The following is an 18,381-nucleotide window of genomic DNA, read 5'->3' on the forward strand; positions in this document are numbered from 1 at the left end:
TTGCAGTTCTTACTTCTTCAGGGGTAAGCGTATTAAGTGCAGTAGAGATAACTTCTAAAGTGCTTGAAAATGCTTATATAGAAACTAAATTAGAAAAAGCAAAAGAAGATATTAAAAAGGGTCATCCTATAGGAAAAACTATAGAAGACCTTAATATTTTCCCAGTTATGCTTACTCAAATGATAACAGTAGGTGAAGAAACTGGAGCTTTAGAAGATATTTTAATAAAAACTTCAGAGTATTATGACGGTGAAGTAGAAGCAGCTATAGAAAAGCTAGTTACTTTAATAGAGCCTATATTAATTATGGTTCTTGCAGTAATAGTTTTATTTATAGTAGCAGCATTACTTTTACCTATGTTTAATATGATGGATGCTATAAATGCTATGTAGGATGTGAATAAGATAAAGAAAATTAGGGGTTTTACACTTTTAGAATTAGTGGCTGTTATAGCTATTATATTAGTTCTAGTAAGTATATTTATGCCAAAGATTCAAGGATATTTTTTAGAAGCTAAAAAAGTATTAGTTATAGATCAAGCTAGAAATATAAGGATGTCAGTTATTATTTTTGAAGAAAGTAATAATAAAGAGTTTAAAGACATTTCTGTATTGGGATTTACTAATAATACAGTTGGAGCTGTTAAAAATTATTATGGGACAAGCAAACTATTAGAAGACCAAGAGATAGAAAAACTTTCAGATGATATAAGTTTAGATATAATTTATGAGATTGTTGAAAATAGACGAGATTTTAAAGTTAACTCTTCAGGTGAATTTGTAGGGCTAATTTAAAATAAATAAATTTTTGGAGGTATAATAATGGTTAAGTTAATTAGAAAGGGAAAGAAAAAGAAAGGGTTTACACTAATTGAATTAGTAGCAGTAGTTGCAATTATAGGAATACTTGCAGCAATTTTAGTACCAAAGATAGCAGGGTATATGAAAGAAGCTAAAAAGACAGCAGTTATAGATCAATCTAGAAAAGTTACAATGGCAGTTGACGCGTATAAAATGAAGGGTGGTAAAGACATAACTGATAGTACATCAGTTTATGTAGCTTTAGCAAAAGAATCTGTTGCAAGCTTAGCGTCTGGTAAAGAAGCTCAAGCAGATGCTGTAAAAGAATTAAACAAGCTTAAAATTGGAGCAGGTGCAGCGGGTGACATGACAATTAAGGATTGCTATGACATTGTAAATCAAAAAGCAGATTGTAGTGTTGATGATAATGGAGTATGGAAAAGTAATACACCAATAGCAACATCATAATAAATAAAATAAACAAAGCTCCTTTAAGGAATTAAAGGAGCTTTTTAAAAAAGAAAGGGAGAGATATGGAGTTAATTTTAGGAGTTATAATTTTTTGTTTTGGATGTATTATAGGTAGCTTTTTAAATGTTTGCATTTTTAGGATTCCAAAAGAAGAATCTATTGCATTTCCACCTTCACATTGCGGGTATTGTAAGCATAAGTTAGGTCCTAAAGATTTAGTTCCTATATTTAGCTTTTTATTTTTAAAAGGGAAATGCAGATATTGTAATACGAAGGTATCAAAACAACATCCTTTAGTAGAAGCTTTTACGGGGGTATTATTTTTAGTTTTATTTATTAAATTTGGATTTAGTTTAGAGTTTTTAAAGTTTATCTCTTTAACAGCAATTTTAATTGTTATAGGAATTATAGATTATAAGACTCAATTTGTTTATACAAGTAACATAATACTTGGAATTATATTTGGAGTTTTATTTATTATAATAAAACTTTTTACAGGAGGAGATATAAACCTTATAAATATAGCTTTAGGGGTTATAATTCCAGCACTTATTCTTTTGATTATAGTTGTTACAACTAACGCTATGGGTATGGGAGATGTTGAAATTATATTTATGGTAGGATTTTTCTTGAATATGAAGTTAAACTTACTTAATTTATTTTTATCTATAGTACTTGGAGGGATAGCTGCTATTTATCTTATGATAAGTAAAAAGAAAAGTGGAAAAGAAGAAATGGCGTTTGGTCCATACATAGCTATAAGTACCTACATTACTATATTGTTTGGAAATGATATTTTAAACTGGTATTTTGGCACGTTTTTTTAATGTAAAGGGGTGGGAGTAATGTTTGAGAAGGACTTAGTGGCTATAGATATCAATGAAGAAAGAATAGCTATTTTAGTAGGACAGAAATATAAAATTTTAGACGGTATTATCTTAGAAACACCGAGTGAAGCTTATAGTGAAGATAAAATTTTTAGCGTAGAAAAGCTTACAGAAGTTATTAAGCCTTTTATAGAAAAAAGGGCTAAGGTTAATGATTGTATGTTTGTAGTTCGTGGAAGTGATATTGTATCAAGGCATGTAACTATGCCTATGGCAAAAGAAGAAGCGATGAGAGATTCAGTAGAATTTGAACTAAAACAATTCGTAGGTGATAGGATTGAGGAATTTTATTTTGATTATGAAGTCATTCACTACGATAAAAATGAAAACAACGGTAATGCAAATGTTTTAATAGTTGCAGTTTTAAAAGAGAAAATTGATGCTTACATAGATTTAGGAAGAGCTCTTAAATTAAATGTTAAAGCTATAGATATATATGCAAATGCTTGTGCTAGAGTATTTAGAAATCTAAAAAATAATTTTAATAAAAAGATTAAATCATCAGGTGTTTTATGTATAGACGGGCATTCAAATTCAATGATTATAACAGAGTGGAATAAGCTTAATATTGAAAAATATCAAAGCTATGGGTTATATCAATCTACAGATAAATATATAAATAATCTTATAGAGTATAAAGAATATTTAGAATCAATAGATCTTATAGAAGTTCGTGAGGAAGAAGAAAAGTATGACAGATTCTTTAAATCCTTAGTAGATCAATACAACTCTCTTATTCAGTTTTACACATCAGGTAAAGTAAAAAAGAACTTAGATAGGATATACGTTTTAGGAAGCTCAACTATGATTAATGGTGTAGAGCAGTTTTTAGAAGTTAGTTTTAATACTAAAGTTTCAGACCTTCCAAGCTTTAATGATTTAAAATCTAGTGTCAAAGCACCTAAAAAAATCAATTTAAAAGACTATTTTTATGCTTATGGGTTGCTTTTAAGAAAGGAGTAATGTGATATGAGAGAACTTAATTTAGTACCACATACCTATAGTAACCAAAAGAAGCTTATAGATAGAAAAAAACATGTAGCTTTAAGTATAGCTTTAGCTTTAGTAGTTGTGGTTGCGTCTGGTGGATATATTTTTGGTAAAGAGGCACTTCTTAAGATAAAGAGAAATAATCTACAAGAGCAAGTAGACTCTAATAAAGAGCTAGTAGTTAAAAACGAAGCCTTAGTAAGAGATATAAATCTTACTAAGCAGCATATAGAAAAAGCAAAACAATTATCTGTTTTAAAAGGTAAAGATACAGACGGACTTATAGTAGAACTTTCTTCTTTATTCCCAAGTGGAGTTAAGATATCAAATATAACTTTTGCAAAGAGTGGTAATTTAGAGGCTGAAGGCTTAAGTGGAAGTTTAAATTTAACTTGTGAAGCTAAGAGCAAATCAGATGTTTCTCACCTTTGGGCTAACTTAAGAGAAAGTGATAAGTTTAGTAATTCACATATAAGTGGTCTAACAGGAAAGGACAAGGTTACATTTAACCTAAAAATAAATGCAAAAGGGGTGAATGGTGATGTTAAAGCTGAAGACAAGCAGTAGAGAGCTAACTAAAAGTGAAAAAATTATTCTAGCTTGTGCAGGGATTTTAGGAACTGTCTTTTTAATAAATACATTCATATTAACTCCTTTAAATAAAAAATTAAAACCATTAGAAGAAGATATAAAACGTCTTGAGGCTCAAGCAGAAGGACTTCAGACTATAAGTTTAGATATAGCAAAAAATGAAAAAGAGTTAACTGATTTAAAAGGAAAGTATGAGGAAGCTTCAAAAACTATTCCTAAAACTGATAGGTATCCAGAGATTATAGGAGACCTTGAAGATATGGCACTTCAAAGCAAAGTTAAGATAACAAACAGCTCTTTCGGAGAAGTTGCAGTAGTTGGAAATACAGAAAATACTAGTAATAGTACTAGTGAAAATCAAGAAAATAAGAATCAAGAAGGCGCTGAAACTTTAGGTGCTACAAGCGGGCTTTCTACTTTTACAGTAAATTTGACTTTAGACGGAAAGTTTAATGATGTTATGACATTTGTTGATAAATTAGAAACTGATAATAGAATCTTAGAAGTTCAAAATTTCACAAGTCAAAAGGACACATCAACTATAGGAGTTTTATATTATATTGCAGGTTCTAATGAAAAAGAAGATTATGACTTTAATAATGGAAGCTATGGTAAAGGTAATTTATTTGAATAACCTTCTAGTAATTTTTGGGGGTAAGCTATGAAAAATAAGAAAAAGCAAGGCTTTACATTAATCGAAATGATTGCAGGACTAACTGTATTTATTATAGTTAGTACAGCAATAATGAGTCTTATACTTACTACCTTTTCATATAATTCGATAAATAAGAAAACCTTTGATTCAAACAGTATGTCAAAAGTTTTTTATGAGGTAGTTAGAGGAAACAGACCAGGGGGAACACCTTATTTAACAAAGAATATATATAATGCGCCAGGGGCAAATTATTATATAGCATTTGATAACGAAGAGGAGTTAACTAAAGCTGTTAAAGAAAAAATTTTAAAAGAAGAAGTAATAAAGACAGGAGCACCTCAAGATACATTTACCATAGGAGATTGTTCTGATACAGATAATTTTAACTCCTTAAAAAATAAGGTGGGAGTAATGGATAATTCTTATTTAATGAAGCTTAATATAGTAAATAATCAAAACGAAAAGGTATATGAATTTACGACTACAGTTTGGAGTGTATCAAAAGGAGAGAATAGTTCTGTCCAAAGGAAATCACTTATTTCTACAGTAAGTTAGAGAGGTGAGAATTTTGAAAGTTAAGAAAAAAGGTTTTACTTTAATAGAACTTATAGCAGTTATGTTTATAGGGACTATACTTGGAAGTTTAATAATTTCTCTATACCTTTCATCTAATAGGATGCTAGTTACATCGAGTACAGAAAGTATTCTTCAAGATGAAGGTAGAATAGTTTTAGATGCTATAGAAAATGATTTAAAGGTAGCAAAAAAAGATACGATTAAAAAGTTACCTAGCGGGGATTTTGGAGTTACTTTTCAAGATAGTAGCGGGAAAATATTTTCATATGTAGCTGATTTAAGTAATAAGAAATTATCTAAAACTAAAGACAATCCGGGAGTAGAGATAGCAACGCCTACTTCAAATTTAGAAGCGTTTGAATTAAGTAAAGTAGATAATCAGTATAAATTAAAAATAAAACTTAAAAAAGGTGAAGTAGAAGAAGAATTTATATCTATGATTACACCGAGAAACAGTCAGGGAAGTCTTTAAGATACCAAAGATGCTTTAAAAATAAATAAAGCTATTTGGAGTTGTGATTAAATGAAGTATAAGAAGAAGCAAGGATCGAGTTTAGTTTTAGTAATAGGAATAGTAGCAATTTTAGTAGTGCTTTTAGGAATAGTTTCAAAAGCAATATTAAGCACAACGAGGTTAAATCAAACGACAAAAGACTCTGAAGATTTAATTTATGCAGCAGAGTCAGGGATAGAAATTGGTGTTTCTAGAATAATTAAAAATAAAAAGTTAAATTCAAATTGGGAACCTACGGCAGAAAGTGATAAAAAGATAATAGTAAGTGAATCTGAATTTAATAGTAATTCAATAAGTATTTATGCAGAAATAGAAAGATTAAAAGATAGTAATGGAAACATAAAACAAAATCATTATTTAATAGAAAGTACAGGAACTAATAGTGAGGGGAAATCTAAGACTGTTAAAGCAACCTTTGGTCAAAATTATGGTAGCGAAAGTATATTCAAAAATGTTTTATGCGCTGATAGTGTAACTATGAGTGGAGGGTCTATAAACGCTGATCCAAGCCCTATAAATATACGAGATAAAGATAATATTACAGGTGGAACAGTAGGTAAAACTGTAACTAACTATGCGTTTACTTTGCCACAATTTAATTTTGAAAAATTAAAAGATACAGATAAGAATGCTGTAGTGAAAGATGTAAATGAGATGTTATCTTATCTAAATAGCAAAATAGGACAAGGAGTAGTGAAAATAGAATTAGATTTAAGTCACCCGTACTCTGGTAAATATCCTGTCTATTTATTAAATTCAGATACTATAAACTTTAAATTTAAAGATGCAACAAGCCAAGGTGAAAAGTTTATAGTAATGTCAAATGGAGATATAAATTTTGATTTTGAAAATAGAGGTACAATAAATTTATCAAGGGCTAGTATAATAGGTAAAAGCCTAAATCTAGGGTCTAATGGTGCTATAACTTTTAACTTTGCACCACAAGGACCAGATGATAATCATCCTTTAAAGGAAAGCGATATAAGGAAACTTAATTTAGAGATAGCAAAATATGCTAGTAACTGGGAAAACAACAGTGATGTTGGAGGAAGTGGTACTGATTATTGGGGTACTATAGAATATGAATATTAAAGTTAGGGCTTAGTTTTTACTAAGCCCTAAGTTAAAAGTAATGGGGTGGATTAATGAGAAAGAAGAGAGGTAGTTCTTTATTATTAGTTTTAGGGATAACATTTATTTTAATAACAGTAGGGGGAATAGTTACAACCTCTGTTATGCATACAACAGGTCAACATAATAATGTTAAAGTAGAGAGTGACTTAACTTACGCTGCAGAAAGTGGAATAGAAAGTGCTTACTCTAGAATAAAAAGTGGGGCAATAACTTTAAAAAATGGGGATCCTAAGAAGGAATATGAAATCAATGATATATTTAATAATGAAAATATTGAGGTAAAAATTTAAGTAAGCAGAAATGATAATAAATATTTAGTAGAAAGCGAAGCTACTAAAGGAACTAAAAAGAGTAAGGTGAAAGGGACTTTAAGTGTAAATAAAAACTTTGTAGCTGGCGATAATAGTGTATTTAAATATGTTTTATGTACTAAAAAAGCAGATATAGAGTGTGGTGGAGGATTAGATGGTGTAGTTACACTTTGGAATGTTAGAGATGTAGACAACAGTAATTTTATCCAAAATGCATATGCTACTCCTTCAAATGTAACTGTAAATATGGCTAAAGAAGATTTTGTAGAACCTAATTTTACTTTCGAGAAGAGAGGTACATTAGAGATTAACAAAATTAGTGATTTAGATAGGTATGCAGATGCAAGTAAGAATCTCGGCGTTAGAAAAATTACTAAAAAAGGGATAAATATATACTTAATTAATTTAAAAGATGATAATTCATATTTAAAAATTAAGAGTAGCCCATTGATGATATTAAATACAGTAATAATAACTAATGGTAAAATTAAGGTTGGTAATGATGATTTTGGAATGACTAGTGCGCCAGGACTAACATTATCAAGTTCAACTATCCTTGCTGAAGAAATAGATATGAGAATTTCAACTTTTCATTCAGTTTATAGATTGATAGATAATGATGTTTCGGCGAATGATATTCTTACTGATAATGATATAGTACAAATAAATAATGAATTAGATGGATTTATAAATAACTGGAATAGTAATACTGGAAGCTCAGATAAAGAAGATATAATTATCGGAGATGTAGAATATATAGAATAAAAATTGCAATTTTGCCTTCAAAGTTATTGACTTTGAAAAATATCTAATTTATAATTAGTTTAATTTAATGATGGATGCACATCGAAACTCGTATATCCCCTGAATACGGCAGGGAGTATCTACCGGGAACCATAAATTTCCGACTATGAGTGAATTTGATATACAGGACAAGTCCTATTTTTTAATAGGACTAGATTTTGCATATTAACTTCACTTATGAGGTTAGTGTGCTTTTTTTATACAAAAAATTAAAGTGAAATTGCAATTATTCTTGCAAAAATAAAATTTAATGCAAGAAATATATTCAAAATAGGGAGGATCTACAATGGCAAAAATTTTAAAGCAAGCTTATACTTTTGACGATATGTTATTAGTACCAAACAAATCAGAGATATTACCTCACGAGGTTTCATTAAAAACAAAGTTAACAAAAACAATAACTTTAAACATACCACTATTAAGTGCAAGTATGGACACAGTAACTGAATCAAAAATGGCTATAGCTATGGCTAGAGAAGGTGGAATCGGAATAGTCCACAAAAACATGAGCATAGAAGCACAAGCTAAAGAAGTTGATAAAGTTAAAAGACAAGAAAACGGAGTAATAACTGATCCTATATTCTTAACACCTGATAACACTTTAGAAGATGCAGAAGAATTAATGGGTCAATACAGAATTTCAGGAGTTCCAATAACAGTTGACGGAAAACTAGTTGGAATCTTAACTAATAGAGATGTAACTTTTGAGACAGACTATACTCAAAAGATTCAAGATGTTATGACTAAAGAAAATCTAATAACAGCTCCAGAAGGTAATTCAATAGACGAAGCAAAAGAGATTTTAAGAAAGCATAAAATAGAAAAATTACCATTAGTAGATAGCGAAGGAAATTTAAAAGGGCTAATAACTATAAAAGATATAGAAAAAGCTAGAATTTTCCCAAATGCAGCAAAAGACTCAAAAGGTAGATTACTTTGCGGTGCAGCAGTAGGGGTTACAGGAGATATGATGGAAAGAGTTGATGCTCTTTACAAAGCTAAAGTTGATGTAATCACTATAGATACAGCACACGGTCACTCAAGAGGAGTTCTTGAAGCTGTTAAAAAAGTAAAAGATAAATACCCTGATTTACAAATTATAGCTGGTAACGTAGCGACTCCAGAAGCAGTTGAAGATTTAATAAAAGCTGGAGCAGATTGCGTTAAAGTTGGTATAGGACCTGGATCTATCTGTACAACTAGAGTTGTAGCAGGAGTTGGAGTTCCTCAATTAACAGCAGTTATGGATTGTGCAGAAGCTGGTAAAAAACACGGAGTTCCTGTAATAGCTGATGGAGGAATCAAATATTCGGGAGATATAGTTAAAGCTTTAGCAGCTGGTGCTTGCGCAGCTATGATGGGATCATTATTTGCAGGTTGCGAAGAGTCACCAGGAGAAATAGAAATGTATCAAGGAAGAAGCTACAAAGTTTATAGAGGAATGGGTTCTTTAGGTGCTATGGCAGCTGGTTCTAAGGATAGATACTTCCAAAGTGGAAATAAGAAATTAGTTCCTGAAGGAGTAGAAGGAAGAATACCATTTAAGGGTTCTGTGACTGATACTATATTCCAAATACTTGGTGGATTAAAATCAGGTATGGGATATCTAGGATCTAAAGATTTAGATACATTATACGAAACTGCAACTTTTGTAATTCAAACATCAGCAGGATTTAGAGAAAGTCATCCTCATGATATAAATATAACAAAAGAAGCACCGAACTATAGCGTAACTCATTAATAAAATATTCGTAATTTGAAGATTTATAATGAGAAATATGTTATAATCATCTAGTAATATTGACGGAAAACATAAAATAAACGAAAAATCTAGGAGGAAGCCATGAAAAAAGATTTAGTTTTAATAGTTGATTTTGGTGGACAATACAATCAGCTTATAGCAAGAAGAGTAAGAGAGTGTGGAGTTTATTGTGAAATTATTTCATATAAACGTACTATAGAAGAAATTAAAGAAAAAAATCCTAAAGGAATAATATTTACAGGAGGACCAAACAGCGTTTACGGTGAAGATTCTCCAAAAGTATCAGAAGAAATATTTGAATTAGGTGTTCCAGTACTTGGAATATGCTACGGAGACCAATTAATGGCTCACACTTTAGGAGGAAAAGTTTCTACAGCTCCAGTTAGAGAGTACGGAAAGACTTCTATAAACCTTGATAATACTTCAAAATTATTTAAAGGAATAAAAGAAGAAGACATTTGCTGGATGAGTCACACTGACTACATTTCAGATGCTCCAAAAGGGTTCAAAATCATAGCTAACACAGAAGTGTGTCCAATCGCAGCTATGGAAAACGAAGAAAGAAACCTTTACGGAGTTCAATTCCACCCAGAAGTTGAACATACACCATTTGGTCAAAAAATGCTTCAAAACTTCTTATATGAAATATGTAACTTAGGTAAATCATGGACTATGGCTTCATTTGCTGAAGATAAAATAAAAGAAATAAAAGAATTAGTTGGAGATAGAAAAGTTTTATGTGCATTATCAGGTGGAGTTGATTCATCAGTTGCAGCTATGATAGTTCATAAAGCTATAGGACACAACTTAACTTGTATCTTTGTAGACCACGGTTTACTTAGAAAAGACGAAGGGGATACTGTTGAAAGAGTATTCAAAAAAGAATTTGATATGAATATCATAAGAGTAAATGCTGAGGATAGATTCCTTGGAAAACTTAAAGGTGTTTCAGACCCTGAAACTAAGAGAAAAATAATCGGAGAAGAATTTATAAGAGTATTCGAAGAAGAAGCTAAAAAAGTTGGAGAAATAGACTACTTAGTACAAGGAACTATTTACCCTGATATAGTTGAAAGTGGAACTGAAACTTCAGCTGTTATAAAATCTCACCACAACGTAGGTGGTCTTCCAGAAGATATGGAATTCGATTTAATAGAGCCTTTAAGAGAATTATTTAAAGATGAGGTTAGAGCTGTAGGTGAAGAGCTTGGAATCCCTCACAAATTAGTATGGAGACAGCCTTTCCCAGGTCCAGGACTTGCAATAAGAGTTCTAGGAGACATAACTGAAGAAAAGCTTGAAATCGTAAGAGAAGCAGATGCAATCTTCAGAGAAGAAATAGCAAACGCTAACTTAGATGAAACTATATGGCAATACTTTGCTTGTCTTCCAAACATAAAATCAGTTGGAGTTATGGGAGATGAAAGAACTTACTGTCACACAATAGCTTTACGAGCTGTTACTTCAAGTGATGCTATGACTTCAGAGTGGGCTAGAATCCCTTACGAGTTATTAGATTTAGTAAGTAGAAGAATTGTAAATGAAGTTAAAGGAGTAAACAGAATTGTTTATGATATAACTTCTAAGCCACCAGCAACTATTGAGTGGGAATAAGATATATAAGTAATTAGAAATAATAAAGCCTGTTTTATAGAGTTTATTTTAATCGATAACCTATAAAATAGGCTTATTTTTATATAGTTCACCACCAAATTGCTCACCAAAACTATTGAAAAGTGGAGTAATAGCTATAATTAAAATTAATAAAACTATTTTGGCTATTAGAAATTAAATAAAAAAATTTTAAAAATCTAGACTAGAAAAGATGTCAAAGCACACCTTTTAGTAACTGCCTAACCAAAAAGTGCCTTCTTTTTTTTGTTAAAACCCTGTCTTATACTAAGTTTGTGCTTAGGGAATAGGCAAAAAATTTTAAAAATAAATTTTAATATATAAAGAGGTGTATTTACATGCAAAGATTTACAATACCAAGAGACTTATATTTTGGAGAAGACGCAGTAGATTATTTAAAAAATGCTAAAGGATCAAAGGCTATGATAGTTATTGGTTCAGAAAGATTAATAAAGGACGGAACAGTTCCTAAAGTGAGAGAAAATTTAAAGGCAGCAAATATTGAAACAATAGTTTTTTGTGGAGTTGAGAATGATCCATCAGTTGCAACAGTAAGAAAAGGTGTTGAAATGATGAATGAATTTAAGCCAGATTTAATAGTAGGTATCGGAGGAGGTTCCCCTATAGATGCTGCCAAAGCTATGTGGATTTTTTATGAGTATCCAGAGTTTACTTTTGAAGAGGCTGCTAAGCCATTTAACTTACCAGAACTAAGACAAAAAGCTAAATTCATAGCTATACCTACTACAAGTGGTACTGCTACAGAAGTTACTGCATTCTCAGTAATAACTGACAATGAAACAGGAGTTAAATATCCAATTGCAGACTATAATATAACGCCAGATATAGCTATAGTTGATACTAATTTAGTACAAACTATGCCTAAAGATTTAGTTGCAAATACTGGTATGGATGCTTTAACGCATGCTATAGAAGCTTATGTTTCAAATGCTAGAAATCCTATAACAGATGCTTTAGCAATGAAATCAATAGAAATGATCGTATCTAATTTATATAATTCATTTGAAGGACAAAATCGAGCTAGAAAAGATATGCATATAGCACAAAACTTAGCTGGAATGGCATTTTCAAATGCTATATTAGGAATAGTTCATTCAATGGCTCATAAAACAGGAAAAATATTTAATGTTCCTCATGGATTAGCTAATGCTATATATTTACCTGCGGCTATTCAATTTAATGCTAAAACTGCAAAAGATTCGTATGCAGATATTGCTAGAAGATTAGGATTAGAGGGAGATACAGAGGATGAATTAGTAGAATCATTAATTAAATTAGTTAAAGAATTAAGAACTAAAATGGGAATGGTTAATTCATTGAAAGAGTTTGGTATTTCAGAAGAAATGTTTAGAGAAAATTTAGATTCAATATCTGAAACTTCAGTTGCAGACCCTTGTACTGGTACTAACCCAAGAGAAATATCAGTAGAAGAAATGAAGAATTTATTCGAAGCTGTTTATTATGGAGAAGATGTTAATTTTTAAAGTTCACTTTAAATAAATTTAAAGTATTGTGATTAAGAGGAGATTATTTTAGGATAATCTTCTTTTTTTCTAAAGGAGGTAAAAAGAATGGAAAGATTAGAAAAATTGCAGTTAGAATCAAATAGATGCTTAAGATGTAGAAATGCAAAATGTAGTAATAATTGTCCAATAAACACACCTATACCAGAAATAATTAATTTATTTAATGATGGGAAAATAAGAGAAGCAGGTGAAATTTTATTTTGTAACAATCCACTTTCACTTGTTTGTTCGATTGTATGTCCTCATGAAAGACAATGTTACGGAAATTGTATAAGAGGAATAAATGGAGAACCGGTGAGGTTTTATGATATAGAAAACTACATATCAAAAATGTATCTTGAGAATATTGCATTAAGAGTTAATAAAAGGTTAAATGAAAAAATTGCAATAATAGGTGGAGGCCCAGCAGGTATAAGCCTAGCATTTAAATTAGCATTAAAGGGATATAACATAACTATATTTGAGAAAAATCAACAAATAGGAGGAGTTCTTAGATATGGTATACCAAACTTTAGATTAGATAAAGAAATTATAAACTTAATAGAAGGTAAATTAACTGAATTAGGCGTTAAAATAAGAACTAACGTGTCTATTTTAGAGAGTATTGAAATAGAAGATTTATTTAGAGACGGATACGAGGCGATTTTCCTTGGAATAGGTTTAGAAGAAGCTAAATCGATAAAAATAAAAGGCGAAACTAGATACAATGTTCATTATGCTATAGATTATTTAAAAGAACCAAAATCATTTAATTTAGGAAAAAATGTAGGTGTTATAGGCGCAGGTAATGTTGCGATGGATGCAGCTAGGACTATAAGAAGAACAGGTGCTAATACTACTATTTATTATAGAAGAGATTTTAGCGATATGACGGCAGCTCTAGAAGAAATAAATTCGGCTAGAGAAGAGGGGGTGAACTTCAAGGTTTTTGAATCACCAGTGGAAATAGTTGATGAAGGGCTAGTTACTATAAGTACTAAAAAGATAAAAGACCATGACTCAAAAATAGTTAGTATTGATGGTTCAGAAAAATTAAATAGATTAGATTCAGTAATAATTGCTATAAGTCAACAAGCTAAAAAGTATAATCAAAAAAGATTAGAGTTTAATGAGTTTGGATTAATTAAAACTGATGAAAATGGACAATCATCAATAGCTGGGGTATTCGCAGCAGGCGATATAGTAAGTGGGGCGAAAACTGTAGTTGAAGCAGTTAATAATAGTAAAATTATTGCTGAAAATATACATCAGTATATTGTTAATAAAAAACAATTTAAATTATGTATATAGTTTTTGAAAAGTTTAAGTATAAGATTAAAGGATTTATAAATATTGAAATGTTTATAAATCCTTTTAGTTTAAATTAAAACATAGTTACAAATTCTTTCCCCCATAAATCCATTTCTTTTAAAATAGGAAGTAGTTTTTTTCCCATATCAGTAAGTGAGTACTCTACCATAGGAGGAACTTGGTTATATATTTTTCTATTAACTAATTTATTTTTTTCTAAATCTCTTAATTGTTGAGTCAGCATTTTTTGGCTTATTTCTGGTATTATGTTTTTAAATTCGTTAAATCTAATAACATCATGTAGGCCAAGTGTCCAAATTATAAGTGACTTCCATTTACCACCTATTACTTCTAGCGTGACTTCAATTTCACATCTATAACTATGACAGCTAACTTTATTAGTTCTATCTGCAGGCATTATATCACTCCTTAAGTTTAAAGATATAATCATTATAACAAAATATAATCTATTATAAAAATAAATCATAAGTTCTAAAATATTAAGTGTATTGCATATGTAACAAAATTATATTATTATCGTATATTTTAATTATATAATATATAAAGGAGACGAAATAAAAGTACCTATAGGAACAGATGTAAGAAATATAGAAATTGATATAAAAAACTTAGGGCTTGATTCAGGGAAGGAATTGTTTAAAGGTCATACTTTCGAGGTTGGTGTAGATGAAAAATCGGATTATAATAGTTTATTTGTAGATGGTATAGCAAAAGTTAAGGGTAAAACAAATATTTTTATTAAAACTACTCAATCTAGTGTAGATAATATGAAAGCAAGAGCATTGGTGCCAGTAGAAGTAATTAGTTATAGTAAGCCAATAATAAACGGTGCAAATAATTGCAATATAACACAAGGAAATGAATTCGATCCTATGGCTGGAGTAACAGCAAAAGATACCGAGGATGGAGATTTAACAAAAGATATAAAAGTAAGTGGGGAAGTTAATACTAAAAAGCCAGGAAGCTATGAAATAACATACGAAGTAATAGACTCAGACGGTAATAAAACTACAGTTAAAAGAATAGTTAAAGTAATACTAAAAGTAGTTCAAATAAATAATGCACCTATAATATATGCAAAGGATAAAGTGTTAAAGTTAGGTGATAAATTTAATGAAATAGATGGAGTTACAGCTTTTGATAGAGAAGATGGGGATATAACTAAAAATATAAAAGTTATAGAAAATACGGTAGATACAAGTAAGGCGGGAAAATATAAAATTGTTTATGAAGTTAGTGATTCTAAAGGAGTTAAAACTATTAAAGAAGTGAGTATTGTAGTAAAAGATAATGATTATATAAATAATAATAATAATAAGCTACCTAAAACAGGATATTCATCATTAATGGTACTACTTGGAACAATAACAACAGGATTAGGAATAGTATTTTTAACTAAGAAAAAGTAAGATATACTTTTTAAATAGTACAATTTATTAGAAGTGTTAATTCTATATAGAAAAAAATGTATTAATTTTAAAATATTTAAAAAAATAAAAAAGCTTGTAAGTAATTAAATAATATGTTATACTAAATTAGTAGCGAATAGCTAACAAAAAAAGTTTCATTTAGGTAAATAGTTCTCAAAATTAGAGATTATATATCAATTTAGAATCTTTAATTTTAGGAGGAATGTTTATGTCAGATAAAACATTAAAATGCAGAGATTGCGGAAGTGAATTCATATTTTCAGTAGGAGAACAAGAATTCTACAAAGAAAAAGGATTTGAAAATGAGCCAACAAGATGTGTATCTTGTAGAAGAGCTAAGAAAGAACAAAATAGAAGATAATTTTAGATTGTTATAGGTTGTAGTTTAAACTACAACCTTTTTTTATATAAAAAAATAACTATTAGATAATTCAAGATATAGATATTTAGTGTGTATATGTAACAAAATTATATTATTATCGTATATTTTAATTATAATAATAAATTTAAGGGTAGATATGAGAAATATATTAAAAGGATTAAAAAGATTCAAAAGAAATAGATCTGAAGCTAAAAAAGTACCTAAAATAAATGAAGTTAATTATAAGTGGGCAAAACCTTTAACGTATACTTTAAAACCGACTACTATAATATATCATCATATAGCAGACGATAATATTACACCTGAAAAAATACATCAGCTGCATTTAGATAGAGGGTGGGCTGGAATAGGATATCATTTTTATATAAGAAAGGATGGTACTATATATAGGGGAAGACCTGAAAATGCAGTTGGATCACATGCTCCAGGTTATAACTCAAAAGCATTTGGTATAGCTTTAGAAGGGAATTTTAATAATCAAAAACCTACAGAAAAGCAAATTCAAAGCTTGATTGATTTATCTAATTACTTAATAGATAAATATAATATAAAAGAAATTAAAAGACATAAAGATGTTAAAAACACAGAATGTCCAGGCAGTAAGTTCCCATTTGAAGAAATTAAAGCGAAACTTAATATATGAAATAATTTTAGATTATAAAATAAAGATATCATTGATTAGAAAGCTTAATTAATGATATCTTTTAAATTTATAAATATAAAAGTAACTACAAATATAATAATAAAGTGGAATTAATATAAAGTATAATATCGATAAAGGTAATTATAGATGTGAGAACAGAGCAGGTGAAATTTAAATGTATAAACAGGTAATTAATAAATTGGAAAGCAAAGGAGTAGAATTTGAAATTGGATTATCAAATGATGAGATTAAAAGAATAGAAGAAGTTTTTAATATTGAATTTCCTAAAGAATTAAAAGAGTTATATAAAATAGCATTACCTATATCAAAAGGATTTTATAATTGGAGAAATTTTAATTATGAAAATATAAAGTTTATAAAGGAAGTTATAAAAAGACCAATAAAAGATATATATGAATTAGCGAATGAAGTATATTGGTGTGAAAAGTGGGGGGAAGAGCCTAATAATGAATTAGAAAAAGTCGAAATTATTAGAAATTTATTAAAAAAAGCTCCTAAATTAATACCCATATATGCTCATAGATATATGCCACAAGTTAATAGGATAGATACGCCAATATTTTCAATACATGATACTGATATAATTTGTTATGGCGAAAATCTAAGTTCATATTTAAAAATAGAATTTGGATATAAAAATCAAAGTGATATAGATTATGAAAAATTAAATTATATTCCTTTTTGGAGTGATCTTTTATAAAAAATAATTAATGTATATTGTTTAAATAAAGTTATCTTTTGGATATAGATTTATTTAAAAAAATTAAATGCTAATAATATTAAAAGAAATAAATTTATTGTTATAAATGTTTATATTTTACTATCTGGTTGTTACTGAGGGTTAGATAGTTGTCATAAAGCTGTAATTGTTGTTCCTCTAGTTTATTATTCAGATGGGAAAATGTATGAAAATTCATTTAAATAATGATATATAAGATATTATGCTCAAGATGTGTATGAAATATTATGTAGTACACATGGTGTATATAATCAAACAAGAGAAAAATACGTGTATGGGTAAACAGTATTTTCAATAATTAAATAATTATATGAATATTGAATAAAATTGATATTATACAAATTGAAAAGTATAAATATTATTTATCTAAAGGTTGTAGAGAATATGAAGGCGGAATATAGCATAGTTTATTTAGTATGTAATCACTGATTCTATTAATAGAAAATATAATTTAAATTATAAAGAAATAGGAATTGTTAGTAAACTTAAAAAATTATTATTTGATAGTAAATATTGGTAATTATTTGTAGGCATAAAGGTCACGTGACTAAAGGTAATAATTATATTGGTAAGGTTATAAAATGGAAATATAATTCTTGGTTAAATAGATTTATTAAGTTATTAGCTGATATTAGTAGTGATAAATATGTATTTGTGGGAATCGATAGATCAATTGAAAATTATTACAACATTTCATATTAGGACTGTATTAAAATTATTAAATAAAGCTCTAAGTTTAGGAATTATTAAATAATAAGGAGGATAATATGCTTAAAATAAAAAATATAAATATGATTTCAGAAAGTGCATTAGAAGCAGAAGTTTCAATTACAGATGGGGTTAATGAGTTGATATGTTTTTCTCAGCCATGTAATCTAGCTGTAAATCAGGTAATAACAGAGCCTGTGTATTGTTTTAATAATAGAAATGTAATTAAATCCGATAATGAAAAATTCTATATAGAAAAGCAAAAAGAAGAGTTATCTTATAATATAATTGCTAAACTAATAGCTAAAAAAAATAATTTAGCTAAGGTAGGTGAAATAGTACTACAACTAGAAGATGGTACTATTCCTATAGATATTTTAGAAGGTGAATATATAAGTTTTTATTGTCAAAGGATAGATATTTATTAAAATGAGTAAAATATTTGTAAGTATTTTTACATATAAGTATTTATA

Annotated in this window: 21 protein-coding genes, 1 pseudogene and 1 riboswitch; of the genes and pseudogenes, 21 read left to right on the forward strand and 1 reads right to left on the reverse strand. The window is 28.9% G+C overall.

Annotated elements, in window-relative coordinates; genetic code table 11:
* From M4I33_RS08030 to M4I33_RS08105, 16 genes and pseudogenes are all read left to right on the forward strand, one after another.
* A partial coding sequence (locus M4I33_RS08030; protein WP_257916304.1) for a type II secretion system F family protein occupies nt 1-392 on the forward strand: 392 nt, incomplete at its 5' end.
* Nucleotides 393-395: 3 nt separating this feature from the next.
* Nucleotides 396-794, forward strand: a complete 399-nt coding sequence (locus M4I33_RS08035) for a type II secretion system protein (protein ID WP_257916305.1) — start codon at nt 396-398, stop codon at nt 792-794.
* 27 nt (nt 795-821) lie between these two features.
* On the forward strand, nt 822-1,268 hold the full coding sequence (locus M4I33_RS08040) for a type II secretion system protein (RefSeq protein ID WP_257916306.1): 447 nt from the start codon (nt 822-824) through the stop codon (nt 1,266-1,268).
* Between the two features lie 65 nt (nt 1,269-1,333).
* On the forward strand, nt 1,334-2,098 hold the full coding sequence (locus M4I33_RS08045) for an A24 family peptidase (protein ID WP_257916307.1): 765 nt from the start codon (nt 1,334-1,336) through the stop codon (nt 2,096-2,098).
* An 18-nt stretch (nt 2,099-2,116) separates the two neighbouring features.
* Entirely contained in the window at nt 2,117-3,121 is a 1,005-nt protein-coding gene (pilM, locus tag M4I33_RS08050; protein ID WP_257916308.1) for a pilus assembly protein PilM, read from the forward strand.
* 6 nt (nt 3,122-3,127) lie between these two features.
* Nucleotides 3,128-3,715 (forward strand): PilN domain-containing protein, encoded by a 588-nt coding sequence (locus M4I33_RS08055; protein WP_257916309.1) that lies wholly within the window; start codon nt 3,128-3,130, stop codon nt 3,713-3,715.
* A complete protein-coding gene (locus M4I33_RS08060) occupies nt 3,690-4,373 on the forward strand; it encodes a hypothetical protein (RefSeq protein ID WP_257916310.1) in 684 nt (227 codons plus the stop codon). The genes M4I33_RS08055 and M4I33_RS08060 overlap by 26 nt, the downstream gene beginning before the upstream one ends.
* Nucleotides 4,374-4,400: 27 nt before the next feature.
* Nucleotides 4,401-4,949 (forward strand): type II secretion system protein, encoded by a 549-nt coding sequence (locus M4I33_RS08065; protein ID WP_257916311.1) that lies wholly within the window; start codon nt 4,401-4,403, stop codon nt 4,947-4,949.
* Between the two features lie 13 nt (nt 4,950-4,962).
* Nucleotides 4,963-5,442 carry a prepilin-type N-terminal cleavage/methylation domain-containing protein gene (locus M4I33_RS08070; RefSeq protein ID WP_257916312.1) on the forward strand — a complete coding sequence of 160 codons (480 nt, stop codon included), beginning with the start codon at nt 4,963-4,965 and terminating at the stop codon, nt 5,440-5,442.
* Nucleotides 5,443-5,493: 51 nt separating this feature from the next.
* On the forward strand, nt 5,494-6,576 hold the full coding sequence (locus M4I33_RS08075) for a hypothetical protein (protein ID WP_257916313.1): 1,083 nt from the start codon (nt 5,494-5,496) through the stop codon (nt 6,574-6,576).
* Nucleotides 6,577-6,629: 53 nt separating this feature from the next.
* Nucleotides 6,630-6,908, forward strand: coding sequence for a hypothetical protein (locus M4I33_RS08080; RefSeq protein WP_257916314.1), 279 nt, complete (start codon nt 6,630-6,632; stop codon nt 6,906-6,908).
* Between the two features lie 66 nt (nt 6,909-6,974).
* The gene (locus tag M4I33_RS08085; protein ID WP_257916315.1) at nt 6,975-7,694 is read left to right on the forward strand and encodes a hypothetical protein; all 720 of its coding nucleotides are present in this window, start codon (nt 6,975-6,977) and stop codon (nt 7,692-7,694) included.
* Between the two features lie 68 nt (nt 7,695-7,762).
* Nucleotides 7,763-7,860: riboswitch (purine riboswitch) on the forward strand.
* Between the two features lie 159 nt (nt 7,861-8,019).
* Nucleotides 8,020-9,474: an IMP dehydrogenase gene (gene guaB, locus M4I33_RS08090; protein WP_257916316.1), complete on the forward strand. Its 1,455-nt coding sequence runs from the start codon at nt 8,020-8,022 to the stop codon at nt 9,472-9,474.
* A gap of 102 nt (nt 9,475-9,576) precedes the next feature.
* Nucleotides 9,577-11,109, forward strand: coding sequence for a glutamine-hydrolyzing GMP synthase (gene guaA / locus M4I33_RS08095; RefSeq protein ID WP_257916317.1), 1,533 nt, complete (start codon nt 9,577-9,579; stop codon nt 11,107-11,109).
* Between the two features lie 356 nt (nt 11,110-11,465).
* Nucleotides 11,466-12,632, forward strand: coding sequence for an iron-containing alcohol dehydrogenase (locus M4I33_RS08100; RefSeq protein ID WP_257916318.1), 1,167 nt, complete (start codon nt 11,466-11,468; stop codon nt 12,630-12,632).
* 84 nt (nt 12,633-12,716) lie between these two features.
* A pseudogene (locus M4I33_RS08105) lies at nt 12,717-13,964 on the forward strand (FAD-dependent oxidoreductase); the annotation flags it as partial.
* A 73-nt stretch (nt 13,965-14,037) separates the two neighbouring features.
* On the opposite strand, the gene M4I33_RS08110 reads toward M4I33_RS08105, so the two are convergent.
* A complete protein-coding gene (locus M4I33_RS08110; protein WP_257916319.1) occupies nt 14,038-14,382 on the reverse strand; it encodes a helix-turn-helix domain-containing protein in 345 nt (114 codons plus the stop codon).
* Nucleotides 14,383-14,617: 235 nt separating this feature from the next.
* Between M4I33_RS08110 and M4I33_RS08115 the strand changes: the two genes are divergently transcribed.
* The 5 genes from M4I33_RS08115 to M4I33_RS08135 all read left to right on the forward strand — a co-directional run bounded on the left by M4I33_RS08115 (nt 14,618) and on the right by M4I33_RS08135 (nt 18,336).
* Nucleotides 14,618-15,394, forward strand: coding sequence for an immunoglobulin-like domain-containing protein (locus M4I33_RS08115; RefSeq protein WP_257916320.1), 777 nt, complete (start codon nt 14,618-14,620; stop codon nt 15,392-15,394).
* A 229-nt stretch (nt 15,395-15,623) separates the two neighbouring features.
* Entirely contained in the window at nt 15,624-15,776 is a 153-nt protein-coding gene (locus M4I33_RS08120; protein WP_257916321.1) for a zinc-ribbon domain-containing protein, read from the forward strand.
* Between the two features lie 157 nt (nt 15,777-15,933).
* Nucleotides 15,934-16,440, forward strand: coding sequence for a peptidoglycan recognition family protein (locus M4I33_RS08125; RefSeq protein WP_257916322.1), 507 nt, complete (start codon nt 15,934-15,936; stop codon nt 16,438-16,440).
* Between the two features lie 175 nt (nt 16,441-16,615).
* Nucleotides 16,616-17,161 carry an SMI1/KNR4 family protein gene (locus M4I33_RS08130; protein ID WP_257916323.1) on the forward strand — a complete coding sequence of 182 codons (546 nt, stop codon included), beginning with the start codon at nt 16,616-16,618 and terminating at the stop codon, nt 17,159-17,161.
* A gap of 806 nt (nt 17,162-17,967) precedes the next feature.
* Nucleotides 17,968-18,336 carry a hypothetical protein gene (locus M4I33_RS08135; RefSeq protein ID WP_257916324.1) on the forward strand — a complete coding sequence of 123 codons (369 nt, stop codon included), beginning with the start codon at nt 17,968-17,970 and terminating at the stop codon, nt 18,334-18,336.
* Nucleotides 18,337-18,381: the final 45 nt, after the last annotated feature.

Source organism: Clostridium sp. LY3-2, assembly GCF_024705715.1.
Taxonomy (GTDB): Bacteria; Bacillota; Clostridia; order Clostridiales; family Clostridiaceae; genus Clostridium.

Excerpts from the sequence above, each read along its gene's own strand:
- M4I33_RS08040 (WP_257916306.1), top strand. The coding sequence starts at position 822 with ATGGTTAAGTTAATTAGAAAGGGAAAGAAAAAGAAAGGGTTTACACTA.
- M4I33_RS08045 (WP_257916307.1), top strand. The coding sequence starts at position 1,334 with ATGGAGTTAATTTTAGGAGTTATAATTTTTTGTTTTGGATGTATTATA.
- pilM (WP_257916308.1), top strand. The coding sequence starts at position 2,117 with ATGTTTGAGAAGGACTTAGTGGCTATAGATATCAATGAAGAAAGAATA.
- M4I33_RS08055 (WP_257916309.1), top strand. The coding sequence starts at position 3,128 with ATGAGAGAACTTAATTTAGTACCACATACCTATAGTAACCAAAAGAAG.
- M4I33_RS08060 (WP_257916310.1), top strand. The coding sequence starts at position 3,690 with ATGTTAAAGCTGAAGACAAGCAGTAGAGAGCTAACTAAAAGTGAAAAA.
- M4I33_RS08065 (WP_257916311.1), top strand. The coding sequence starts at position 4,401 with ATGAAAAATAAGAAAAAGCAAGGCTTTACATTAATCGAAATGATTGCA.
- M4I33_RS08075 (WP_257916313.1), top strand. The coding sequence starts at position 5,494 with ATGAAGTATAAGAAGAAGCAAGGATCGAGTTTAGTTTTAGTAATAGGA.
- M4I33_RS08080 (WP_257916314.1), top strand. The coding sequence starts at position 6,630 with ATGAGAAAGAAGAGAGGTAGTTCTTTATTATTAGTTTTAGGGATAACA.
- guaB (WP_257916316.1), top strand. The coding sequence starts at position 8,020 with ATGGCAAAAATTTTAAAGCAAGCTTATACTTTTGACGATATGTTATTA.
- guaA (WP_257916317.1), top strand. The coding sequence starts at position 9,577 with ATGAAAAAAGATTTAGTTTTAATAGTTGATTTTGGTGGACAATACAAT.
- M4I33_RS08100 (WP_257916318.1), top strand. The coding sequence starts at position 11,466 with ATGCAAAGATTTACAATACCAAGAGACTTATATTTTGGAGAAGACGCA.
- M4I33_RS08110 (WP_257916319.1), bottom strand. The coding sequence starts at position 14,382 with ATGCCTGCAGATAGAACTAATAAAGTTAGCTGTCATAGTTATAGATGT.
- M4I33_RS08120 (WP_257916321.1), top strand. The coding sequence starts at position 15,624 with ATGTCAGATAAAACATTAAAATGCAGAGATTGCGGAAGTGAATTCATA.
- M4I33_RS08125 (WP_257916322.1), top strand. The coding sequence starts at position 15,934 with ATGAGAAATATATTAAAAGGATTAAAAAGATTCAAAAGAAATAGATCT.
- M4I33_RS08130 (WP_257916323.1), top strand. The coding sequence starts at position 16,616 with ATGTATAAACAGGTAATTAATAAATTGGAAAGCAAAGGAGTAGAATTT.
- M4I33_RS08135 (WP_257916324.1), top strand. The coding sequence starts at position 17,968 with ATGCTTAAAATAAAAAATATAAATATGATTTCAGAAAGTGCATTAGAA.